General features: G+C 40.5%; 19 protein-coding genes and 1 pseudogene. 6 read left to right on the top strand and 14 right to left on the bottom strand.

What is annotated here, in order from left to right; all coding sequences use genetic code 11:
- Window positions 1-91: 91 nt before the first annotated feature.
- Window positions 92-493 carry an energy transducer TonB gene (locus tag EC846_RS09950; protein WP_123775078.1) on the bottom strand — a complete coding sequence of 134 codons (402 nt, stop codon included), beginning with the start codon at window positions 491-493 and terminating at the stop codon, window positions 92-94.
- Between the two features lie 169 nt (window positions 494-662).
- On the opposite strand from EC846_RS09950, the gene metH reads away from it, so the two are divergent.
- A complete protein-coding gene (metH, locus tag EC846_RS09945; RefSeq protein WP_123775077.1) occupies window positions 663-4,361 on the top strand; it encodes a methionine synthase in 3,699 nt (1,232 codons plus the stop codon).
- Between the two features lie 55 nt (window positions 4,362-4,416).
- On the opposite strand, the gene EC846_RS09940 is transcribed toward metH, so the two are convergent.
- The 4 genes from EC846_RS09940 to def form a co-directional block, all read right to left on the bottom strand.
- Window positions 4,417-5,061, bottom strand: coding sequence for an HNH endonuclease (locus EC846_RS09940; protein ID WP_123775076.1), 645 nt, complete (start codon window positions 5,059-5,061; stop codon window positions 4,417-4,419).
- 3 nt (window positions 5,062-5,064) lie between these two features.
- Entirely contained in the window at window positions 5,065-6,219 is a 1,155-nt protein-coding gene (locus EC846_RS09935; protein ID WP_123775075.1) for an AAA family ATPase, read from the bottom strand.
- A 279-nt stretch (window positions 6,220-6,498) separates the two neighbouring features.
- A complete protein-coding gene (locus EC846_RS09930) occupies window positions 6,499-7,776 on the bottom strand; it encodes a glutaminase (protein WP_123775074.1) in 1,278 nt (425 codons plus the stop codon).
- 147 nt (window positions 7,777-7,923) lie between these two features.
- On the bottom strand, window positions 7,924-8,406 hold the full coding sequence (def, locus tag EC846_RS09925) for a peptide deformylase (protein WP_004771264.1): 483 nt from the start codon (window positions 8,404-8,406) through the stop codon (window positions 7,924-7,926).
- Between the two features lie 132 nt (window positions 8,407-8,538).
- On the opposite strand from def, the gene EC846_RS09920 reads away from it, so the two are divergent.
- Window positions 8,539-8,742 carry an amino acid transport protein gene (locus EC846_RS09920; protein ID WP_123775073.1) on the top strand — a complete coding sequence of 68 codons (204 nt, stop codon included), beginning with the start codon at window positions 8,539-8,541 and terminating at the stop codon, window positions 8,740-8,742.
- A 45-nt stretch (window positions 8,743-8,787) separates the two neighbouring features.
- Here the strand turns inward: EC846_RS09920 and EC846_RS09915 are convergent, their stop codons facing one another.
- Together EC846_RS09915 and EC846_RS09910 are read right to left on the bottom strand one after the other, a co-directional pair.
- Entirely contained in the window at window positions 8,788-9,279 is a 492-nt protein-coding gene (locus EC846_RS09915; RefSeq protein ID WP_123775072.1) for a DUF2505 domain-containing protein, read from the bottom strand.
- Between the two features lie 107 nt (window positions 9,280-9,386).
- Window positions 9,387-9,677 carry a hypothetical protein gene (locus tag EC846_RS09910; protein ID WP_123775071.1) on the bottom strand — a complete coding sequence of 97 codons (291 nt, stop codon included), beginning with the start codon at window positions 9,675-9,677 and terminating at the stop codon, window positions 9,387-9,389.
- A 246-nt stretch (window positions 9,678-9,923) separates the two neighbouring features.
- Between EC846_RS09910 and EC846_RS09905 the strand changes: the two genes are divergently transcribed.
- The 3 genes from EC846_RS09905 to EC846_RS09895 all read left to right on the top strand — a co-directional run bounded on the left by EC846_RS09905 (window position 9,924) and on the right by EC846_RS09895 (window position 12,370).
- Window positions 9,924-10,364 (top strand): universal stress protein, encoded by a 441-nt coding sequence (locus EC846_RS09905; protein WP_004771257.1) that lies wholly within the window; start codon window positions 9,924-9,926, stop codon window positions 10,362-10,364.
- Between the two features lie 261 nt (window positions 10,365-10,625).
- A complete protein-coding gene (locus tag EC846_RS09900) occupies window positions 10,626-11,867 on the top strand; it encodes an OmpP1/FadL family transporter (RefSeq protein WP_123775070.1) in 1,242 nt (413 codons plus the stop codon).
- Between the two features lie 137 nt (window positions 11,868-12,004).
- Window positions 12,005-12,370: a hypothetical protein gene (locus EC846_RS09895; RefSeq protein WP_004771254.1), complete on the top strand. Its 366-nt coding sequence runs from the start codon at window positions 12,005-12,007 to the stop codon at window positions 12,368-12,370.
- A gap of 52 nt (window positions 12,371-12,422) precedes the next feature.
- Here EC846_RS09895 and EC846_RS09890 read toward each other — a convergent pair whose 3' ends face one another.
- From EC846_RS09890 to EC846_RS09880, 3 genes are all read right to left on the bottom strand, one after another.
- The gene (locus EC846_RS09890) at window positions 12,423-13,586 is read right to left on the bottom strand and encodes an alanine racemase (protein WP_123775069.1); all 1,164 of its coding nucleotides are present in this window, start codon (window positions 13,584-13,586) and stop codon (window positions 12,423-12,425) included.
- Window positions 13,587-13,740: 154 nt separating this feature from the next.
- Complete coding sequence (locus EC846_RS09885) at window positions 13,741-15,027, bottom strand: D-arabinono-1,4-lactone oxidase (protein ID WP_123775068.1); 1,287 nt, start codon at window positions 15,025-15,027, stop codon at window positions 13,741-13,743.
- A complete protein-coding gene (locus tag EC846_RS09880) occupies window positions 15,024-16,772 on the bottom strand; it encodes a neutral/alkaline non-lysosomal ceramidase N-terminal domain-containing protein (protein WP_123775067.1) in 1,749 nt (582 codons plus the stop codon). Before EC846_RS09880 ends, EC846_RS09885 begins: the two co-directional genes overlap by 4 nt.
- A 64-nt stretch (window positions 16,773-16,836) precedes the next feature.
- Here EC846_RS09880 and EC846_RS09875 point away from each other — a divergent pair.
- Window positions 16,837-17,930: pseudogene (locus EC846_RS09875) on the top strand (AraC family transcriptional regulator).
- 353 nt (window positions 17,931-18,283) lie between these two features.
- On the opposite strand, the gene tauD reads toward EC846_RS09875, so the two are convergent.
- Genes tauD through tauA form a run of 4 tightly spaced genes read right to left on the bottom strand, consistent with a single transcriptional unit; the run spans window position 18,284 to window position 21,876 of the window.
- Window positions 18,284-19,129, bottom strand: a complete 846-nt coding sequence (gene tauD / locus EC846_RS09870) for a taurine dioxygenase (protein WP_123775065.1) — start codon at window positions 19,127-19,129, stop codon at window positions 18,284-18,286.
- Between the two features lie 30 nt (window positions 19,130-19,159).
- Window positions 19,160-20,038 carry a taurine ABC transporter permease TauC gene (gene tauC, locus EC846_RS09865; protein ID WP_123775064.1) on the bottom strand — a complete coding sequence of 293 codons (879 nt, stop codon included), beginning with the start codon at window positions 20,036-20,038 and terminating at the stop codon, window positions 19,160-19,162.
- Entirely contained in the window at window positions 20,035-20,826 is a 792-nt protein-coding gene (locus EC846_RS09860) for a taurine ABC transporter ATP-binding protein (protein WP_123775063.1), read from the bottom strand. Before EC846_RS09860 ends, tauC begins: the two co-directional genes overlap by 4 nt.
- A 9-nt stretch (window positions 20,827-20,835) precedes the next feature.
- Complete coding sequence (tauA, locus tag EC846_RS09855) at window positions 20,836-21,876, bottom strand: taurine ABC transporter substrate-binding protein (protein WP_171410014.1); 1,041 nt, start codon at window positions 21,874-21,876, stop codon at window positions 20,836-20,838.
- Between the last annotated feature and the right edge of the window lie 119 nt (window positions 21,877-21,995).

The following is a 21,995-nucleotide window of genomic DNA, read 5'->3' as shown; positions in this document are numbered from 1 at the left end:
AACTTAATGAAGCTTTTATGACAAATCAAAATTCAACTCAACTAGACTTAATAATTCTTAGACATAAAAATTGTTTGCAACCCTATTCAACTCAATAGCTACACCATAAATGACGTCCAAAGACTTTAAAGAAGCATTTTGAAGGAAACTGGATAACAATTGGCTGGATCGCCACAACTGGAGAATACTCCCCATTTTCCTGATAAGGTATGACTGTTGCTTTTAAAGTCGCATCAACGACTAACCGATCAATAACATCATCCCCTGAACTCTGGACGACTTCTGCTTGTTCAATTTTACCTTCTGTATTTGCTAAGAATTTTACATGAACAGTAATATTCTTCTGATTCTGATATTTTTCTACGATTTCCGAGGGTAAATCAATAGCGGGCTTTTTAAGCCAAATACTATATTCACTATATGCCGTTGCAAAAACAGAAGAAGTTAAACTAAAAATCAATAAAATCGAAAGAAAAAATTTAAGCACCATCATCACTCAACATCATATAAATACTTGTTATAAAATAACTTAGATCATTTTATATTTTTTAAAGTTTAGCTAAAAACAATTCAGACGTATATATGATGTCATCCAATCTTTTTGAATAAATTCTGCTAAACTTCCAACCTTCGTTACACATTGAATCCAGTGAGCGTTCTGTATGTCCACCCCTGCACCATTGTTAGCCACCCTACAATCACTTCTTGCCCAACGTATCCTGATTATTGATGGTGCGATGGGAACGATGATTCAACGCCATAAATTAGAAGAAGAAGATTATCGTGGTGAACGTTTTGCAGATTGGGCATCAGACCTGAAAGGCAATAATGACCTATTGGTATTAACACAGCCGCAAATCATTCAAGGCATTCATGAAGCCTATCTCGATGCGGGCGCAGATATTATCGAAACCAACAGCTTTAACGGCACACGCGTTTCGATGTCAGACTATCATATGGAAGATCTCGTGCCAGAGATCAACCGTGAAGCAGCGCGTTTAGCTCGCGCCGCATGTGACAAGTATTCAACCCCAGATAAACCTCGTTTTGTTGCAGGTGTCCTTGGCCCAACATCGCGTACCTGTTCAATCTCGCCAAATGTCAACGATCCAGCATTCCGTAATATTACCTTTGATGAATTAAAAGAAAACTATATTGAGGCAGCGCATGCCCTGATCGAAGGTGGTGCAGACATTCTGTTGATCGAAACCGTATTTGATACTTTGAACTGTAAAGCCGCGATTTTTGCAGTGAAAGAAGTCTTCAAGCAAATCGGTCATGAACTGCCATTGATGATTTCGGGCACCATTACCGATGCATCAGGCCGTACTTTAACGGGTCAAACCGCAGAAGCGTTCTGGAACTCGGTTCGTCACGGTGATTTACTATCGATTGGTTTTAACTGTGCCCTTGGTGCAGACGCGATGCGTCCACACATCAAAACCATTGCTGACGTTGCAGATACCTTTATTTCAGCCCATCCGAATGCGGGCTTGCCGAACGCATTCGGTGAATATGATGAAACTCCAGAACAAACCGCAGCATTCATTAAAGAATTTGCAGAAAGTGGTCTCATCAATATTACTGGTGGTTGCTGTGGTACCACACCTGACCACATCCGTGCGATTTATAATGCAGTTAAAGACATTCAGCCACGCCAAGTGCCTGAAACTATTCCTGCTTGCCGTTTAAGTGGTTTAGAACCCTTTAATATTGATGAAAATTCCTTATTCGTGAATGTTGGTGAACGTACCAACGTGACGGGTTCAAAAAAGTTCCTGCGTCTCATTCGTGAAGAAAACTTTGCTGAAGCTTTGGAAGTAGCTCAGCAACAAGTTGAAGCGGGTGCGCAGATCATCGATATCAACATGGATGAAGGGATGCTCGATTCGCAAAATGCGATGGTACATTTCCTCAATCTGGTTGCATCTGAACCTGATATTTCTCGCGTGCCGATCATGATTGACTCATCAAAATGGGAAATCATTGAAGCAGGCTTAAAGTGTGTACAAGGTAAACCTGTCGTCAACTCGATTTCCTTAAAAGAAGGCTATGATGAGTTTGTCGAAAAAGCGCGCCTATGCCGCCAATATGGTGCTGCGATTATTGTCATGGCTTTTGATGAAGCAGGTCAGGCTGACACCGCTGCACGTAAGCGAGAAATCTGTAAACGTTCTTATGATGTTTTAGTCAATGATGTCGGCTTCCCTGCTGAAGATATTATTTTTGACCCGAACGTGTTTGCCGTGGCAACAGGTATTGAAGAACACAACAACTATGGCGTCGACTTTATTGAGGCTACAGGTTGGATCAAACAGAACTTGCCACATGCCATGATTTCAGGCGGTGTATCGAACGTTTCCTTCTCCTTCCGTGGTAATGAACCTGTCCGTGAAGCGATTCACTCGGTATTCCTATACCATGCCATCAAGCAAGGCATGACTATGGGGATCGTGAACGCTGGTCAAATGGCGATTTATGATGATATTCCAAAAGAACTGAAAGAAGCCGTTGAAGATGTTGTTCTAAACCAGAACCAAGGTGAATCTGGTCAAAATGCCACAGAGAAACTGCTTGAAGTTGCAGAGAAGTTCCGTGGTCATAGTGGCGCGCAACGTGAAGCTGAGAACCTTGAATGGCGTAATGAATCTGTTGAAAAACGTCTTGAATATGCCTTAGTTAAAGGTATCACCACGTATATTGATGAAGATACCGAAGAAGCCCGTTTAAAGGCCAAGCGTCCACTTGATGTAATTGAAGGTGCATTGATGGATGGCATGAACGTGGTTGGTGACCTGTTCGGCTCAGGTAAAATGTTCCTGCCACAAGTAGTGAAATCTGCGCGTGTGATGAAGCAAGCTGTCGCTTGGCTGAATCCATACATCGAAGCTGAAAAAACAGGTAGCCAGTCCAAAGGTAAAGTGTTGATGGCAACTGTTAAGGGCGATGTACACGATATTGGTAAAAATATCGTTGGCGTGGTCTTGGGTTGTAATGGTTATGACATCGTTGACCTTGGCGTGATGGTACCTGCGGAAAAAATCCTGCAAACTGCGATTGATGAGAAATGTGACATCATCGGTTTGTCTGGTTTGATCACGCCATCATTGGATGAAATGGTGTTTGTTGCCAAAGAAATGCAGCGTAAAGGCTTTGACATTCCACTGTTGATTGGTGGCGCGACTACATCAAAAGCACACACAGCAGTAAAAATTGATCCTCAGTATCAAAATGATGCGGTGATCTATGTGGCCGATGCTTCGCGTGCAGTGGGTGTGGCAACTACCCTGCTCTCTAAAGAAATGCGTGGCAACTTTATTGCAGAACATCGTGCTGAATATGCCAAGATCCGTGAGCGCTTAGCCAACAAGCAACCGAAAGCAGCCAAACTCAGCTATGCGGAATCGATTGAAAATGGTTTCAAGGTGGATGACAACTATGTCCCACCAATTCCAAATACTTTAGGCACGCAAGTCATTACCAATTATCCATTGGCGACCTTGGTTGAGTACTTTGACTGGACACCATTCTTTATCTCTTGGAGCTTGGCAGGTAAATTCCCGAAAATCCTGACAGATGAAGTTGTGGGTGAAGCAGCAACTGATTTGTATAACCAAGCACAAGCGATGTTGAAAGACATTATCGAGAATAACCGTTTCGATGCACGTGCGGTGTTTGGTCTATATCCAGCACAACGTACAGGTGCAGACACGGTCAGCGTGTTTGATGAAGCTGGTCAAAAGGTTACGCATACCTTTGAGCATATTCGTCAGCAATCAGACAAAGTCACAGGAAAACCAAATTTATCTTTAGCAGACTTTATTAGTACCTCTAAACACAATACCGATTATCTCGGTGGTTTCACCGTATCGATCTTTGGTGCTGAAGAATTAGCAAATGAATATAAAGCCAAAGGTGATGATTACTCAGCGATTCTGGTTCAGTCTTTGGCCGACCGTTTTGCCGAAGCATTTGCCGAGCATTTGCATGAACGTATCCGTAAAGAGTTCTGGGGCTATAAAGCCGATGAGACTTTAGGCAATGAAGAATTGATCAAAGAAAAGTATGTGGGTATTCGTCCTGCACCAGGTTACCCTGCTTGCCCAGAGCATTCTGAAAAAGCGGTATTATTTGATTGGTTAGGTTCGGAAGCGAAGATCGGTACCAAGTTGACTGAACACTTTGCGATGATGCCGCCTTCTTCTGTGAGTGGTTTCTATTATTCGCATCCAGAAAGTGAATACTTTAATGTGGGCAAGATTTCTCAGGATCAGCTTGAGGATTATGCGAAACGTAAAGGCTGGACACTGGATGAAGCGAAGCGTTGGTTAGCACCGAATTTAGATGATTCGATTAGTTGATTAAACTGCAGGAGGAAGAGGATAGACTCCTCCTCCTGCACTAACGTTCTAAGAATTAAACCGTTAGTGGGAAATTTGCATATCTTTCTTTCTTTAAAGTTTCAACTATATGTCTAGGAGCACCAAAGCAAGAATCTAAAGAACCAATTTCAAGTTTTTTTAAATTAAAAAACTTAAAAGTATATTTTAATTTATTATGATTATTGATCACTTTATATCTTCTAAAAACATCCTGACCTATTTGAATAGAGATCAATTTATAATAATTATAAGTGTTCTCAATTTTAGGATGCAAAAAACGATAATTAGAAATAGAAAAGTCAACAGATTCATCATAATTAGTCCCTTGAATAAGGTTAACTATAAAGTCAGTTCGATTACCTTTTTGAGCACCGGTATTACACCGTCTGCATGAAAGTACTAGATTTCTAATATCAAAAGTGTAATTGATATACTTTAGTTTAGGTAGTACATGTTCTATATCAATAACTATCTTTTCATCCTCTGATAAAGACCTTTGACAAAATGCACATTTATTACTAAACTCAACCATAAGTTTAATTTTTAGTTCACTTTTTAAATCACTAAATTTTTTACACGTCCATGGAATATTTTTACAATGACATGTACCAGCTATCTGTGTATTGGTTTTATTACATAATATAGTGTAAGAACACTTATAAGAATGAAAATCAAGCATAAACTAGCCTCTTAATAAATACTCAGACTCAATCTGACCTAAAGTTTCTTTTTGAACATTTAAATCAGCAGCTTCTTTTAATTCTTTAAATTTGGCTTGTATCTCATTTAATGAAATCACCCCTATATCATACTTATCCAACAAATCAACACAATACCTCGAAAGAAAAGAATTATTAGGGGTCAAAACACCAAAAACCTCCCAGTATAAAGACTCAATACTATAATCATCATCTTCATGTATTATTTCTAAATTTCCATCTTTGATATTAAAAGTTTTATACGGAATATCCTGAACATAATAATGATGCAAATCTTTCTTAGAAGCTTGTAATTTTGAAATTATTAGTGGAGAATGTGTTGCTAAGAAAAATTTACAATTATATTTATAGAAATAATCATAAAGTTGAAAAATATAATCTCTTTGCCATTTCGGATGTAAACTTATTTCTGGTTCATCTATTAAAATTATGTTTCTTTTATTTTTAGACAAGTTTACACTCAAAAACAACATCTGCGCTAGGAAATGAGATTCCCCCGAACTTGCACCATCTAAATTAAATTCCACCCTACCTTTATATAAAATAAAGTCTATTTTAAAAATTTTTTTACCACCAAATAACATATATAATTTTTCAAATATTGATAAATTAATAGAATTCTCCCTACCATCCCAATACCCAAATTCAAAAATATATTCATAATCATTATAACGATATAAGACCTTCTCTAATTGTTTACAAAATCCCTCAAGCTCATCTAAATTATAATCAATATAACCATTATCATCAGTAACATCAAACTTATTATATTTATTTATTCTTCTTATAAAATAGCTAAGAAATTCACCATCAAAATCAGAATAAAATGATACCAATCCCGTAATTTGTTTTTCATACCCTAAATATTCTAAAATTTTATAAATACTATTACTTCGATTCAAAAATGAATCAACAATCGTATCTTTTAAAAAAAATTTTCCACCCCTTGCACTTAATTTCTTATATCCTCTGGAACTAAATTTATCAAAAACAGTATTCGAAATAGCTATAACATGATCATTTTCGTTTAAATATTGTTGCCCTATAGTATTTAGCAAACGACTTTTTCCACTCCCATTAACTCCTACTAAAAAATTTACTTCTGAAAAATCTTCCATAATTCATATTACTTAAAAATAAATAAATTATAGTTTTCATAAAATTAAAAATCAAGAATATAGCTATTTATAAAAATCATTTCCCATAAAGTTGTAATTAGCTTGTTTTTTAAACACCCACTATATTATTACTAAGAACACGGAGTAGAATTTTTATTATAGAGCTTCATCAATACCTACTTTTAAAACAGACAAATGCTCAATCTGATCCAAACATCTCTAGCACAATATATCAACTTGATTTAGAACCTACATCATTTCAATATAGGCTCTTTGCACTTACAACTCTTTATACTTCACAATTAAATCTTCAAGATTCTGATAAACATGCAACACGCGATCTTTATGCGTTCGTGCGTTATCCAAACGCTGCTCAGGATCAACCAAAAGCAAGCTATGACCATCATCAATTAAACGATCAATGCCTTCCAAAAACATTCGTTTTCCGACATCATGAATGAGGGAAATCTGCGATAAATCAATCACGATGCTACTGTTATCGTCTGGTTCACATTGCAAAGTCCGTAATAGCATTTCCGCTTCAGTAAATTTCAATACACCGCGAAGCACATACACACTCAAAGATGCATCTTTACCAGCGCGATAATGACTCTGCACAATAGTTTGCGCAGAAGGTGTGCCTTCCATCAAATGCAAGCCCATATCACGGGAGAGCCGTTCTAAGATATCAATGCCGCGTACACTGTTGCCATGTTCATCGAGTCGAGGAGAAAAAGCCGCTATGCTGACTTGACCCGGTAATACACCCAGGATTCCTCCTGCCACTCCACTTTTAGCAGGAATCCCAACCGTTGTGAGCCAGTCCCCCGCTGCATCGTACATACCGCAGCTCATCATCACGCTCAGGACTTGACGCACCACCGCACGATTCAATAAGCGTTTTCCAGTTTTAGGATCCACCCCGCCATTGGCAAAAACACTGCCCATCCGTACCAGATCTTTAACCGTCACTAAGATCGCACACTGGCGAATATAACCATTCACAATATCAACAGGATCGGACTCTAAAATTCCCACGGTTCGCAACATATAACCAATCGAGAGATTACGGTAAGCGGTTTTCACCTCAGATTCATATACCGCATCATCAAATTGCAGTTCACGACCAGCCAGCTCGCTCATAAACTGACGTAAAATTTCTGCGCCAGATACATCTTCTTTGGGTGGGATCAAAGAATGTGTGGTAATGGCACCCGAATTAATCATCGGATTTTTAGGACGGCGATCTTTATCCAGTGAAATTTCATTAAAGGCCTCGCCCGAAGGTTCAACACCAACTTTTTCTAATACCGCATCAATGCCAAGCTGTTGAAGCACATAGGCATACGTGAAGGGTTTAGACATCGACTGAATGGTGAATTCAATTTCATCATCGCCAACAGAATAGATTTCACCATCAACAGTAGACAATGCCAGCGCTAATCGGTTGGGATTGGCGTTGGCTAACTCAGGAATATAATCGGCGAGATTTCCTCTGTTATCAGTATCACAGGCATCGATCACATGTGCCAAATAATCAGGAAGAGGAGTTTTCATGGTCATCTAGCCTTTAAGCATTTCAAGTTTTATTCAGATAAATCTATAGTACAGAGTACCAATCATATAAAAATTATAGCTTTTGTAATGATTTAAGATCGCAGTGCATGGCCAGAACTAAAACCAATTTGCCATTGGTTAGAGAAATTAATTCAATCGTTCGACAAATAGAATCCCATCCAGATGATCAACCTCATGCTGCACAATGCGTGCAGGAAAGCCTTCAAAAGTGGTTTCAATGACTTCACCCTGTAAGGTGTAATAACGGACTTTAATCGCTTGTGCCCGTTCAACTTGTCCACGTTCATTTGGCACGCTGAGACAGCCTTCCTCACCCAAACAGGTCGTTTGAGAAAATTCTAAAATCTCAGGATTGACCATCACCACAGCATCCATTTCAGGTGCATCGGGATAACGCGGATTCGGTCGAGAAGCCACAATAATTAAGCGCTTTGAAATATAGACTTGTGGCGCTGCAATCCCGACACCATTGCGCTCAAGCATGGTCGCATGCATGGCAGACGCCAGTTGCAATAACCATTCACTATTAAATTCCCCGTTTGCGACCGCCGCCGCTTTAATTTTTAAAATCTCTTCACCACGTTGTGCTACAGGTAGAATTACACTCATCCCACGCCCTTATAATTGTTTTGACCAAATAGTGAAGAATATCGTATTGGATATTTTATCGAGTTACCATAATTTTCATTTAAGAATATTGTCATAATATATTTGCGAAAAAAATAACGATGGCAAACCATAATGAATGCAACCCAACTATTTTTAGGTGTCATTTTTAGTTCGATCGGCTTAGGCTATTTCCTCTATGGAAAAAAACAGAAAATGACGGTGCCGTTGGTCAGTGGCTTGGTCTTGATGCTCTTTACCTATTTTATCGATAGCACAGCAATGATCAGCATTATTGGTGTCATTCTTTCAGTTGTTCCGTATTTTCTGCGCTTCTAAAAACAAAAAACTCCCCAAATGGAGAGTCTTTTATTTATTAAAAAATTAGAGATGTTTCTTCAATTCATCTGCAACAATTTCGATTTCAAGATTGCTGAATTTACGGATTTCACCTTCAGCATGCTTCTCTAACATACCGCCAATCAACGGCACTTTCACTTTAACCGTCCACGTTAAAGAGATATTCACTTTTTCGCTATCGCCTGTCACGCTACGCTCACCTTTCGCTTCCAAAGGCAAGTTCGCCCCCAACTCAACCGTAGAGGTTAAGTTTTTCAAATGTGTGATGTCAGAACGTTTTAAGCGGAATGCATTTTTTAATAATTTTTTTGCCACATCTGGAATATTCACATCCAGATTGTATTCACGGCGTAAGGTATAAATATCACCATTGACCGCAGATTCAATAATTTCCAGATTTTCCCCAGGAATACGTTTGCACACTGCTTCATGCAATGAAGTATCCGCCACCAGTCGTGAAAAGTCCTCAATTGAAACACCATGAATTGTTTCATTAACCGTAAATTGATGTGCCATTTTTAAATTTCCATTTCGTTTTATTAGGATTTCATCGTTGCGCAAAAGTATAGCATTCTCATTTACATCTCAAAATCTGATCAGGCAAAAATGGATGACTGCTCGGATTAGTTATTTTTATTGTAATGATGACGCATGCCTAATTTGACCGTAACGCGTTCTGTTCGGCTGATATACAGATAGTGATCTCCATATTCAATCACCGCATAAAATTGTTCAGCACCATCATCCAGTCCAGTGGCTGACCATATCGTGCCTTGCGGAAACTCATCTAACCACACCGCTTTATAAAAATCTGAAACCGAATCAAAATCCAGATACATGTCTGGATCAGCCATGATTTTGGCTGCCATCTGGTCAAATTTTTGTTGCTTAAAGGCATCTAGACTCAGTAACACAACACTTCCTTATTCATTTAAATAACGCTTAAATTTTCTCGTTGAATCTCAAGTTCATCTTAAGCTGAATTACAAAAATACAGTGATTTTGTTATCGCTCTATTTTGCGGGGGAATCCCCTGTTTTTCTAGATTATTTTCAGTTTTATCATCACTTTTTAAAGGATGCTGATTTGCTCACCTAGACTCAATATGTTATCAACATCTTATGCTTTCATTTTTTATAACCATAAAGGAGTAATATAAGATGTCATATCAAAATATATTAGTACCTGTTGATGATTCTCCAATTTCCTATGCAGCGGTTGAGCATGCACTTTCTTTAGCAAAATTATCAGGAGCAAAGGTGACCATCCTCAGTGTGGTTGTGGTTGATCCTTTTGTTGGTGTTGATTTTTATCAATTTGCACCTGCGGTTACCGATTATTTTATGCAAGCTGAAGCGCATGCCAAAACCCAACTACAGGATATTTCCCAATCCTTTGTCCGTGATGGCATTGAAGTTAATACCAAAATTCATCATGGTTCAGCCAGTGAAGGCATTCTTTTCGTTGCCGATGAAGTCGGTGCAGATTTAATTGTGATGGGTTCACATGGACGTACTGGCGTGAAACGCCTATTGCTAGGAAGCGTAGCCCGTGCGGTTTTGACTGAATCGCATATTCCAGTACTGATCATCAAACAATAAGCTGTAAATTTCCCAAAAACCTTGTGCCCTATCACAAGGTTTTTTCTTGTCTGAATCAAAACCTTTTTGACCGTTAATCCCCCCATCCCGAACATTTACAACCCTATTCGATGCCTTGAAAAGATGCTTCACTACCTGCATGGACATTGATTTTCTATTTAAAAATATTGAGTTAAATCAATTTACTGCGAATAGAAAAAATGACCGTTAATAAAAATATCAGCGCTAAAAATAAGACACGGTTTTCCAAGGATGATCAATATGAAACGCAACCCAATTTTAATCGGCATCTGTGCCCTTTTTGCCAGTACAGCGAATCATGCTGCTGCACTGGATCAATCAGGCCAATCCATTTTAGCTTTTCTAGAAAATGGTAATTATGTTGAAGTGAGTGCGACCGCGGTAGATCCAGATATTTCAGGGAAAATCCGTAATCGCCCAGAACTGGTCAATGATCCACAAAATCTGAACTCAGGCAATATGGGCAATAGCTTTCAATATTATGCTGCCGCGCTCAAGCTACAACTCACCGACCGAATCAGCTTCGGCCTGCTCTATGACCAGCCTTTTGGCGCAGACATTACTTATCCGATGCAGTCCAATAACACCTTTTCGGACAATGAATTTACCCAACAAGGCACCTCAGTCAATGTCGACACCGAAAGCATCAGTATAATTTTTGGGGTTAGTCCGTTTAGCAATTTTCAACTGTATGGTGGTGCTGTTTATCAATCCGTCAAAGGCGATGTGGCACTACGGGGTAATTCTTATAGCGAAGCCTTTAATGGTTATGATGCCAAGTTTAAACAGGATCATGCTGTCGGCTGGCTGGCGGGTCTGAGTTATCAAATCCCAGATATTGCCTTAAAAGCCGCAGTCACCTATCGCTCCAAGATCGACCACGACATGCAAGTCACCGAAACCATGTTTGGTCAGCCTTTAGAAGTGACAACACCAAGTAAAACCAAAATCAGTACGCCACAATCGGTGAGTCTTGATTTTCAAACAGGTGTCTATAAAGACACGCTCGCCTATGCCAATGTCCGCTGGGTCAACTGGAAAGATTTCCATATTCGCCCAACCCAGTTTGGCGCAGTGACAGAATATCTGACAGGCCTAATCAGTGAAGGTACATACACAGGTGGTTTTGATTTGGACAGCTATCAAAAAGATCAGTGGATGGCGAATGTGGGTATTGGACATCAGTTTAGCGAAAAATGGAGTGCATCTACAGAAGTGAGTTGGGACTCGGGCACAGGCGATCCAGCATCCACCTTAAACCCAACGCAAGGTTCATGGGGCTTGGGTGTAGGTGTTCAGTTTAATCCAGCACCCAACTACTTTATTGCAGGTGGAATTAAGTACTTCTGGCTCGGTGATGTCGTTGCCGAAGATGGCACTTATTACATTCCTGTGGCCGGCATAAAACCGATTGCTGAACAAGCCGACTTTAAAGATAACAGTGCTATCGGCTATGGTTTGAAAATTGGTTATCGCTTTTAGACAGTAGATTCCTCCGAGTAGGAACAGTGCTTTAAGTCTTGTTCCTGCTTGGCTATCTCCTAGTATCAAATACACGGATTAGATTAGAATCTCAGCAGCATTATTCTTATAACCTATTTGATCTCTAGGAAAAACCAATGAAAAAGACATCACTTAGCTTTATGTTTATATTGAGCCTATTCCTGCCTGTAGCGGCTTTTGCCAATTCGACTGACCCCAAAGAAAGTATGGATATTTTTATTGGCACCTTAACCATAAAAGATAAAAAAGCCATTTTGACGCGATGTGATATTGCAGCAAATGAATATGTTCTCAAAGATGCTGATTGGACAAATGAAAAAGTCATCTCCAATTTCCTGTCAAAAGCCAAAAAACTTAAACAACCTATTTATGCAGAAGTCATTGCCGCTTATAAAAGTGAAAATGACACCAATATTTTACTGGTGGATTCGATTGAAAATCTGACTGAAGCCAAAAGCTGCCATTTAACAGATTTATTTTAAGACGCTCACGCTCTAGCAAACTTTTGGTCGAATATCGCCGCACAAAGCTGGATTACTCACTAAAAGTTTGCCATGTCTCAAAAGCATGTTTGCTATATAGTTTTAACTCGGAAAACTGAGGAATAATCGCTTCACTTTGTGTGGGTCTTAAAAATACAAAATCATCGACCTGAATATCACAATCCTTAGGCACATTGACCAATTCCTGATTACTGCTACGCCCGTACAATGCATGCGTATGTGCTTGATGAGGATAAATATAATCAGCCAGCCAATAGCCGCCATAAATAAACAGCGCTTTGCATTTATGCGGCAATTTATCCAGTAAAGACATCGAAGGAAGTTGAGTAAATGGCAAGACTTTTAACACAGGTGCTGCAATCCATAACGCAGGTTGTAAGGCCTGTAAAAAATCGCTGTCAAAATCACTCGGTTTGAGCAACATTGAACCAAAAGACAAATCATTGCAGACACTTTGAGTCGTATGAAAGCTAAAAGTCGGACTGCCGCCGCCATTAAAACAAAGCTCATCATTCCAGAGCATCGGAAAATGATTTTGGATTAACTTTTGGTAAGTGGCATAGGTCTGTTGCGAACTTTGATAAGCCAGTTCAGGTTTTTTAATGATGGCTGGGATTTTGCTGACATGCGCATCATAGCCCATCAAACCAGAAAGCTTTAAATACTGCGGATATTGTTGAATCAGCTTTAATATTTCAGACAGTTGCGCTGTCGATTGCACCCCACCACGATGTAAACCGACATCAATCTCAATATTCACATACAGACAGAGAGAATAGAGCTGGGCAATCTCAAGATATTGCTGTAAGCGTTGTTTGGTATCAATCAGCCACTGAATGTTGGCATTTGACCATTCTGCATGCTGTTCAAAAAATTGACGAGCTACTTGGGCAGGCATTGGTTTACCCAACAGAATATCGGCCTCAGCAAAATTTTCTAAGATTGAAATAATATGCGGTTGATGGAACACCATAAAGCGTTGTGTATTAATCTGTTCAGATAACACCTTGAGCAAATCTAGACTCGCTAAAGACTTTACTACCAAGCGTGCTTTTAAATGTTTGGCATGAGCAAGACGAATTTGAACATGCTGGATATTTTGTTTTAAGGCCGCTTCATCGATGATCAGTTGCGGTGTGGCAATCCCCTGTTTTTTTAGGTCGAGATTGAGTTGCTTAAAATAATGATCCAACATGGCGATACCTTTTTTCAATCCAAGAAAATTTACATAAAATTTGGTACGCTTCCCAGGGCGAAACCAAAGTCAGTCCAGTTGAAAGCGTAACCCTTAATTGAATGAGAACTCGATATGACTCCGTTAAGCACTTTCAACGTATAAAAAATTCTTTTTAATCTAAAAACAACTTTTCCAGATAGGGATTTAAAAACTTGGCTTCTGGGTCAAGCTGCTGACGTAAAGCCATAAAATCATCCCACTTGGGATATAAAGCACGAAGCTGTGTCTTGTTCATGGTATGCATTTTACCCCAATGCGGACGCCCCTGATATTTTTGCAAGATCGGTTCAACCACATCAAAAATCAAACGATGATCTTGTTTATGGTATTGATGCACCGAGATCGAAATCGAATCCTGCTGATAAAAAGGACTGAGCCAAATATCATCTCCCTTCACAAAGCGAAATTCGAGCGGAAAAAAGGTTGCAACCTTATTGGCCCTTAATGCATGCAATACTTCATCCAAACATTCAATTCCACGATCAACAGGAATTTGATATTCCATTTCATTGAACTTGGTATTACGAGGCGTTGGGAAAATTGTACTCGACCAATCCACATAGGTCGTCGGTTTCACAAAGATTCCCAACAGCTTCTGTAAATACGGATTTAATGAAGGAAAGTTTTTGGTCAGCTCGGAACATAAAGTCAGTAAGGTATCATCGGAAGGGAAATTCTCCTTACGGGGCAGAATTTCCTCATCGGTCTCATCCAGAGTTTTCAGCATCAACTGCTTTTCATAGGAAAATACAAAACACTCAATATGCCGATGCTGATGCTTCCATTGCTGAATATGCTGCATCATGTCCTCTACAGGACAAAGTTCAATATGTTCTTTTAATTTATAACGCGGACGATTTTGCATAGTGATCTGAGTCAATATCCCCAAGCTACCCAAAGAAACCCGTCCAGCTGCAAAAATTTCAGGATGTTCAGTACGACTGCATTTTAGGATTTCACCTGAAGCTGTAAGTAGCTCGAAAGCTTCAACATAGGCCGAAATACAATGCAAATCTGCCCCTGTGCCATGTGTCCCCGTAGACACAGCACCTGCCAGACTTTGCTGATCGATATCGCCCTGATTCATCAGGGCTTGGTCAATTTTCTGCTGTTTTAAATGTTGATCTAAATCATATAAACGTGTGCCTGCATAGATACTGCTTTGACATCGATCAATATCAGTCGATGCAATCCCTGCAATATGATCCAGCGATAATAAGGTGGCATTAGTACAGACCAATGGCGTAAATGAATGTCCTGCACCCACCACGCGTATTTTTTGATGTGCTTGAACGATGGTCTGTAGTTCTTGAATATTGGCAGGGTAAAGAATCTGCTGCGGTTTGGCTTTTTGAAAGCCAGACCAATTTGACCAAATCCCTTGTTTTAGATCACTCATACTGCCACTCCTTGGCTAACGGCAGTTTTTAAGTTGCCATGATTCGTGCGTTTTGCGAGTTCTTGTTTTGGAACGGGCTGTGGACGTGTCATTTCATCGTAATGACGTTTATGTTTTTCTAATAATAATTGTTCTGCTAAATCTTTGAATTTGCTTTGACAAGCGGCCAAGGTCCATTGCCCGAATAAGGTATGTCCACCCTCATACGCCTGTTCTTGATATTCTTCATAGGTAGTGACATAACCCATATAATCATTGCAGTATGAAGCGAACCAAACTTTTTCAATTGAAGTCTGTGCAGCAAGCGTCTGTTTCACTGTAGCGATAACACGTTGCCCAGCAATCGTAGTAAATTCTCCTGGACAACATATCAGTGCCAAAGACCCTAATCGCACAATTTGTAAGGGAACAACACTCGGCACTAAAGGACTGTCTTGAATCGCACCCGCTTTGACTTGTCGATTCATCTCGGCAATCAATGGATCAAGAATACTGGGTGGAAAACCAATCGGCTGGCCTAAAATCTTTTTAGCCCCTGCTTCTAATACAATCTGCTTTGGTCCTTGTGAAGCATAGAGCTGCTGATTGGCAATAAAATCTGCTGAATCAGGATTTTTAAGTTTATGTTTACGCAGTTGATCCGCTAAAAATTGCATCCCTTTAATCAAGGGTTTTGGCGCACCTAAACCATCGACAGGCGTACCTGCAAAAAATGCAGTGCCGTGACAAGGCTGACTGGTTTTTGCATCATACTGTCCATAGGCAAATTCAGCAGGAACTTCAATATTACTCAGATCAACATAGGACAAAACGGCATCAATCTTGCCTTCAACTTTTTCCAGATTTTTAGAAATATCCTCCTGTAAAGCCGTCAAAGCCAATTCACTTTGATAACGTCCATTTTGTTGTGCGTATTGATACTCTTGCTCACCTTTAATCTGACGACGAATCCTAAGCTGGTCTTTACCATGAAAATGCGGCGATACATCCCCAGCGGTGGCTTGGGCAAAAATTGCCACAGGATTTTCAATGCCTTGCTGGATTAAAGCCTGCTCTGAAAATGCAGCTGCATAACCTTTATTATCGCCATCATACGCTTTTAAGGTATTTCCCAAACAGGTGGCATGTACGCCAAAGAAAGAAATAAAGGACTGTAATTTCTGCTCGCGATAAAAACCAATCAGTTGCATTTCCCGATTTAGAGCCAAATGCGTTTCAGCTTCGGAATGTATTCTCACCTCTGGATTTCGATTATACGCTTTGATTGAACGATTCCATGCGACAGGTATCTGTTCGGGAAAATACTCTGTGCTGGTAAAAATTTCCGTGGGTTGTTCTTCCGCAATCGCATGTTCAATGCTCAGTACAATCGCTTCAACAATTGCATTTAAATGTTCAGGTACAAAACCCGGTGTCGGCAGATTATACAAAGCTTCATGCGTACAACCGCCTGGCCCTGAATGGGTATGCGTTGCCGTTAACACCAATTGATTCTCATCAAATGTTGAGCCTAATCGTTCAGTTAATTGCGCGACTGTCTGGCTACGCATGGCATGGGTAATACAGCCTAAATCCAGACAACAGATCAGCAGTCGATTGCCGTATTGATCGACGATACTCACACTTCGGGCATATAAAGCTGTACGTTGCTCATAAGCACGATGAGACCATTGCCCATAACCAAACATGGCATAGCCTTTAGGCGTTATTTTAATTTCCTTTTTATCCCAACCCACCTGATACATTGGTGCTTTCCTTTTAAAATTCTTTTTCTAGCTGTCTTAAGCCTGTTGAAAGTTAATCAAAATTATGCGATACCCAACAGGGTTAAAGGAACTTTTCTTGGGGGGCAAAACGGACTTATGCCTAAACACAACATCTATAAAAATGACCAGCAACAGTTTATTCCACCCACGATTTTAGCTAGCCTGATCCACTATGCAGAGCAACAGCAGTGGGAACATGCCGTCTGGTTTCAAGACTCGGGGCTGGATATCGCTCAAATTCAGCAAACCCAAGGAGTGGTTCGTTTTCCCCAGCTTTGTGAGGTTGTGCGTCAGGCCATTGCAGCCTATCAACAACCCGACCTCGGCTTAAAACTTGGCAGTAGTGAAGGTTTGATTTCAATGGGGATTTTGGGTTTTGCCATGCAATCGTGCAAGACCGTGGCTGATGCTTTAGACATTGCGCTGCGTTACCATCGTATTTCTGGCAGCGTGCTCAATCTCAACTTTAGCCTCCAAGCGGATGTCTGTGAGCTGGAAGTGACTGAGTCTCATCCCTGTGATGATCTGAAAGCTTTTTTCCACGATGAATTATTTAGCAGCATCATCACCTGTTTAAACGCGATGCTGGGCGATCATGATGATGTGATTAGTCTTGAACTCAGCTATTTCCCTAACCAATATCAAGAACAATATAAAAATATCTTTGGCTGCCCGATTCAATTTAACAGCCCTAAAAATATCATCCGCTTTAATAGCAGCATGTTGCAACGTGGCTTAAAGAATTACAGCCCAGCCAACTATGCAACTGCCATCCAAATCTGTGAGCAGGCCCTAAAAGAAATTGATCAGCTCAATCAGGTGGGTTATGTGCATTTACTCGATCATTTAATTGAACAGCAATTACCTGAACGTTTCGAGATGCAGCAAGCCGCTGAACATTTACGTATCAGTGAACGCCATCTAAGACGACAATTATTATCGGAAGGTCTTAGTTTTCAAAAAATTCGACAAAATGTACTGGAACGCAAGGCCAAGCAACTTATTGAACAGAACCTGTCGATGAGTGAGATCAGCCTGCAACTGGGTTTTAGTGAGCTCCGCGAATTCCGACGTGCCTTTAAACGTTGGACGGGACAAGCGCCTTCAGTTTATAAACAAGAGGCTCATCTTAATTAAATATACTTTGAAAATTCTGGATTAATTAATTGGTGCTATCTAGCATTGTATAAAGAACTTCTCTCTGGAATCACTGGTGCTACACGTCATCCACAACCTGCGTGAGATTAATCAAATGCTATTTCTGCGATTAATTTAAAGAGATGTTGGAAGTAAACAGCTTTTGTGGATGACAAAGTTTTTGGTTACTTTTTCAAAAAAGTAACTCCAGCCGAAGGCAAATCCTAAAATAGGATGAGATCTCTGTAAGATTCCACCGAAGCGATCAAATTATAAAATAAAACCGAAGGGATCAAACTATAAAATAAAAAAAGCTCAGGATTTTACCCAAGCTTTTTATCTAAAACTAAATATTAACTTGCTGCTTGATAAAACGGCACATCACCATTAATCGTGGCACGATGCATAATTCGATGCGCATCACCATAATCAAATAAAGCCTTATGCTGTGTACAACGATTATCCCAAATCGCCACATCACCCGCTTGCCACTGCCAACGCAAATGGAACTGCTCATTGGTGGCATGTGCAAATAGATACTGCAACAACTCAGCACTTTCAGTCTCATCCAGCTCATTAATACGCGTAGTAAACCCTTCGCTCACGAACAAAATCGGTTGACCTGTAACTGGATGCGTTCTCACCACAGGATGAACAACAGGCGGATTACGCTTAAAGGTTTCTTCCAACTTTTGACGCTCAACATCATTATGCGCAAAACGCTCAATCGGGAAAGACTGGCGGATATCATGCGTTGCGGTTAAGCCTTTTAACTTTTTCTGTAAATCTTGATCTAGCGCAGCAAATGCAGCCGCCCCACTCGACCATAACGTATCGCCACCTACAGGTGGAATTTTAATCGCTTGCAATACACAGCCCAATGGTGGCTTCTGGCTAAAGGTCACATCGGTATGCCAAAGCTCATTGTCACGTAAATCCTGTTTCCAGCTGTCCAGTACAATGATTTCAGGTACATTTTCGACTGATGGATAGATCGGATGAATATGCAAAGAACCAAAACTACGTGCCAGTTCAGCTTGCGCGTGTGGTGCTAGCTGCTGATTGCGAAAGAAAATGACATGATGATCAAGCAATGCTTGTTGAATTTGTTGGGTGGTATGTTCATCAGCCGTGTTTAAATCAACATCGTGAATAATTGCACCGATTGTTGGTTTAATCATTTCAATATTTAACGTCATCTCTAACTCTCTCATCTTTACCATTTGCACTTACAGCTGTTGACCATACCAAGGAGATAATTGCTTCTGTAACCAACGCAAGAATAATTCAAAACTGACTGCGACAATCGCAATCACAATAATACCAAGCACGACGGTATCCGTAATCAGGAACTGCGCCGCTGACTGCACCATAAAACCAATACCACGATCTGCCGCGACTAATTCTGATGCCACTAAGGTTGACCAACCCACACCTAAACCAATACGAATCCCCGTTAAAATATGCGGTAACGCAGTCGGCAAAATCACATGCCAAAATACTTGTGACTGGCTCGCCCCTAATGATAAGGCTGCACGCTCACGATTGAGCTGATGGCTGAGCACCCCATGCGTACTACTGATAATCACTGGTGCAAGAATGGAGAAGAAAATCAAAAGCACTTTGGTGGTTTCACCAATCCCGAACCAGATCACCAATAATGGCAAATACGCTAAAGGTGGAATCGGACGCAACAACTCAACCAATGGATCAAGCACTGCACGAACCCATTTATTCAGACCCATCCACAAACCTAAAGGCACGCCAATCGCAATCGCTGCAACAAGTGCCAGCAAGACACGCGAAATACTCGCTGCCAAGTGCTGCCATAAGGTCGCTTTCATAAAGCCTTGCTGGCTAACTTCAAGGAACTTTTGCCATACCGCTTGTGGACTCGGCAGAAATAAACTTGGAACAATTTTTAATGCAGTGATCAGGTACCAAATGACCAAGACACTCAATACACTCGATAAACTCAATACCAAGCTACGATGGCGAGCAATAAATCCACCTAATGCATTCAAAACTGAAGCCGATTGTTTATCCGATGCTTGAAGTGCAACTGGCTTGGTCACTTCATAGGCTGTATTTTTAGCTTGACCCGTCATACAGCCACCTCATGACCTGCCTGTTTCTGCACACGTAAACGTTCAAACAGTTGTTCACGCAATTGAATAAATTTGGGATCGGATTTAATTGCTCGAATCGATTCGCCCTGCTTATAACGATCTGCAAAATCCAGCTTTAACGTTTCCACAATCTTGCCCGGTCGAGCTGTCATTAACACCAGTTGATTGCTCAACAACAACGCTTCTTCAATGTCATGGGTAATCAGGAAGAACGATTTATTTTGCTCAATCCACAAATCCAGAACCAACTGCTGCATGGTTTCACGAGTAAAAGCGTCTAAAGCTGCAAAAGGCTCATCTAATAGAATAAAAGCCGCATGGCTAATCAACGCACGCGCAATACCGACACGTTGCTTCATACCACCTGACAATTCCCAGATATTGGCTTGAGCAACATGGCTTAAACCCACAATTTTCAGAATAGCATCGACTTGCTGCTGAATTTCTTGCGCTTTTAAACCCTTAAGCTGCAAAGCAAAACCAATATTTTCCGAGACATTTAACCACGGCAATAAGGCATGATCCTGAAATACCACCGCACGGCGCGCATCAGGCGCAGTCACGACTTCATGATCCAGTTTAATCTGGCCTGAACTCGGTGCTTGGAAACCTGCCAAAATATTTAACAAAGTGGTTTTACCACAGCCAGACTCGCCCAAAATCACAGTCAAAGTGCCTTCTTCAATCTTCAGATTAATATCTTGAAGAACAGGCACCGTCTGCTTTGGAAAAGTTAAATGAAGATGCTCAGCAGCTAATACGCTCATTTCGATCTCCTATGGCTGTAAGAACTGAGTCGTGACATTACCCTGATAATCAGGCTTCACCTGATCGACCTTGCCCTGACTTTTTAAGAAAGACGCGGTATCAAAAATATTCTTGGCAAATTCACCTGCTAAAGTCGCTTGTTGCTGCTGACCATCCAGATAAATATTTCCTGAAAGTAATAATGGAATGTCTTTGGCATCAGAACCCGTCAATTGAGCAATTTTCTGGATATGATCGGCATTCTGCTCAAATGCTTTTGGATCTTGGTTATAGGCTTCGATCTGTTGCAAACTGGTCTTCACGAATGCTTTCAAGAACTCAGGATTTTTCTCGGCAAAGTCTTTACGAACCACCCAAAGATCATAAGTTGGCGCGCCCCATTCACCGACCTGTTTCGAGTCAGTTAAAACATGACCGCTGGCTTTAACTTTGCTTAAAGCTGGTTCCCAAACATAAGTCGCATCGATATCACCACGCTCCCATGCCGCTGTAATTTCAGGTGGACGCAAATTGATGATCTTGACCTGATTGTCTGCAATATTCCAATGCTTTAAAGCGGACAATAAGCTGTAATGTGTGGTTGAAACGAATGGCACAGCGATGGTTTTTCCAATCAAATCCTGCGGCGTTTTAATGCCTGATTTGTTGCTAACCACCAATGCCTCAGAACCACCTAATTTTGCTGTCACCAAAAACACTTCAATCGGTAAATCACGGCTAGCTGCAGCCGCCAATGGACTTGAGCCAATATTGCCAATCACGACATCGCCCGAAGCCAATGCATTGACCACATCTGAACCCGCATCAAATTTACGCCATTGAATCGCCTGTCCACTCTCTCGCTCATAGTCACCGTTGGCTTGTGCAACTTTAGTTGGATCAATACCAGTCTGATAGGCGATCACTACTGCTTTGTTATTTCTAGACTGTGCGGGTGCAGCATCTTTTTGATTTTGATAGACAATAAAAGCAACAATCGCCACAAGGACGATCGCTGTAACGATTAACGGCTTGGTGTTCTTGATGCCCATAATTAGATGATCTTTCAACAATATCTGCTTATGGTATGCGCGAGGCTATATGATTAAAAATAAGAAAAAGTGAGTTACTTATTCTTTTTAAAGATAAGAATAAGCTTTAAACAATTTTTGCTGTTTTTATCGTCTAC

The sequence above is a fragment of the Acinetobacter sp. BIGb0102 genome, assembly GCF_003815055.1.
GTDB lineage: Bacteria > Pseudomonadota > Gammaproteobacteria > Pseudomonadales > Moraxellaceae > Acinetobacter > Acinetobacter vivianii.
This window is presented reverse-complemented; position numbering and strand designations above follow the sequence as displayed.

Excerpts from the sequence above, each read along its gene's own strand:
- EC846_RS09950 (WP_123775078.1), bottom strand. The coding sequence starts at position 493 with ATGATGGTGCTTAAATTTTTTCTTTCGATTTTATTGATTTTTAGTTTA.
- metH (WP_123775077.1), top strand. The coding sequence starts at position 663 with ATGTCCACCCCTGCACCATTGTTAGCCACCCTACAATCACTTCTTGCC.
- EC846_RS09940 (WP_123775076.1), bottom strand. The coding sequence starts at position 5,061 with ATGCTTGATTTTCATTCTTATAAGTGTTCTTACACTATATTATGTAAT.
- EC846_RS09935 (WP_123775075.1), bottom strand. The coding sequence starts at position 6,219 with ATGGAAGATTTTTCAGAAGTAAATTTTTTAGTAGGAGTTAATGGGAGT.
- EC846_RS09930 (WP_123775074.1), bottom strand. The coding sequence starts at position 7,776 with ATGAAAACTCCTCTTCCTGATTATTTGGCACATGTGATCGATGCCTGT.
- def (WP_004771264.1), bottom strand. The coding sequence starts at position 8,406 with ATGAGTGTAATTCTACCTGTAGCACAACGTGGTGAAGAGATTTTAAAA.
- EC846_RS09920 (WP_123775073.1), top strand. The coding sequence starts at position 8,539 with ATGAATGCAACCCAACTATTTTTAGGTGTCATTTTTAGTTCGATCGGC.
- EC846_RS09915 (WP_123775072.1), bottom strand. The coding sequence starts at position 9,279 with ATGGCACATCAATTTACGGTTAATGAAACAATTCATGGTGTTTCAATT.
- EC846_RS09905 (WP_004771257.1), top strand. The coding sequence starts at position 9,924 with ATGTCATATCAAAATATATTAGTACCTGTTGATGATTCTCCAATTTCC.
- EC846_RS09900 (WP_123775070.1), top strand. The coding sequence starts at position 10,626 with ATGAAACGCAACCCAATTTTAATCGGCATCTGTGCCCTTTTTGCCAGT.
- EC846_RS09895 (WP_004771254.1), top strand. The coding sequence starts at position 12,005 with ATGAAAAAGACATCACTTAGCTTTATGTTTATATTGAGCCTATTCCTG.
- EC846_RS09890 (WP_123775069.1), bottom strand. The coding sequence starts at position 13,586 with ATGTTGGATCATTATTTTAAGCAACTCAATCTCGACCTAAAAAAACAG.
- EC846_RS09885 (WP_123775068.1), bottom strand. The coding sequence starts at position 15,027 with ATGAGTGATCTAAAACAAGGGATTTGGTCAAATTGGTCTGGCTTTCAA.
- EC846_RS09880 (WP_123775067.1), bottom strand. The coding sequence starts at position 16,772 with ATGTATCAGGTGGGTTGGGATAAAAAGGAAATTAAAATAACGCCTAAA.
- tauD (WP_123775065.1), bottom strand. The coding sequence starts at position 19,129 with ATGACGTTAAATATTGAAATGATTAAACCAACAATCGGTGCAATTATT.
- tauC (WP_123775064.1), bottom strand. The coding sequence starts at position 20,038 with ATGACGGGTCAAGCTAAAAATACAGCCTATGAAGTGACCAAGCCAGTT.
- EC846_RS09860 (WP_123775063.1), bottom strand. The coding sequence starts at position 20,826 with ATGAGCGTATTAGCTGCTGAGCATCTTCATTTAACTTTTCCAAAGCAG.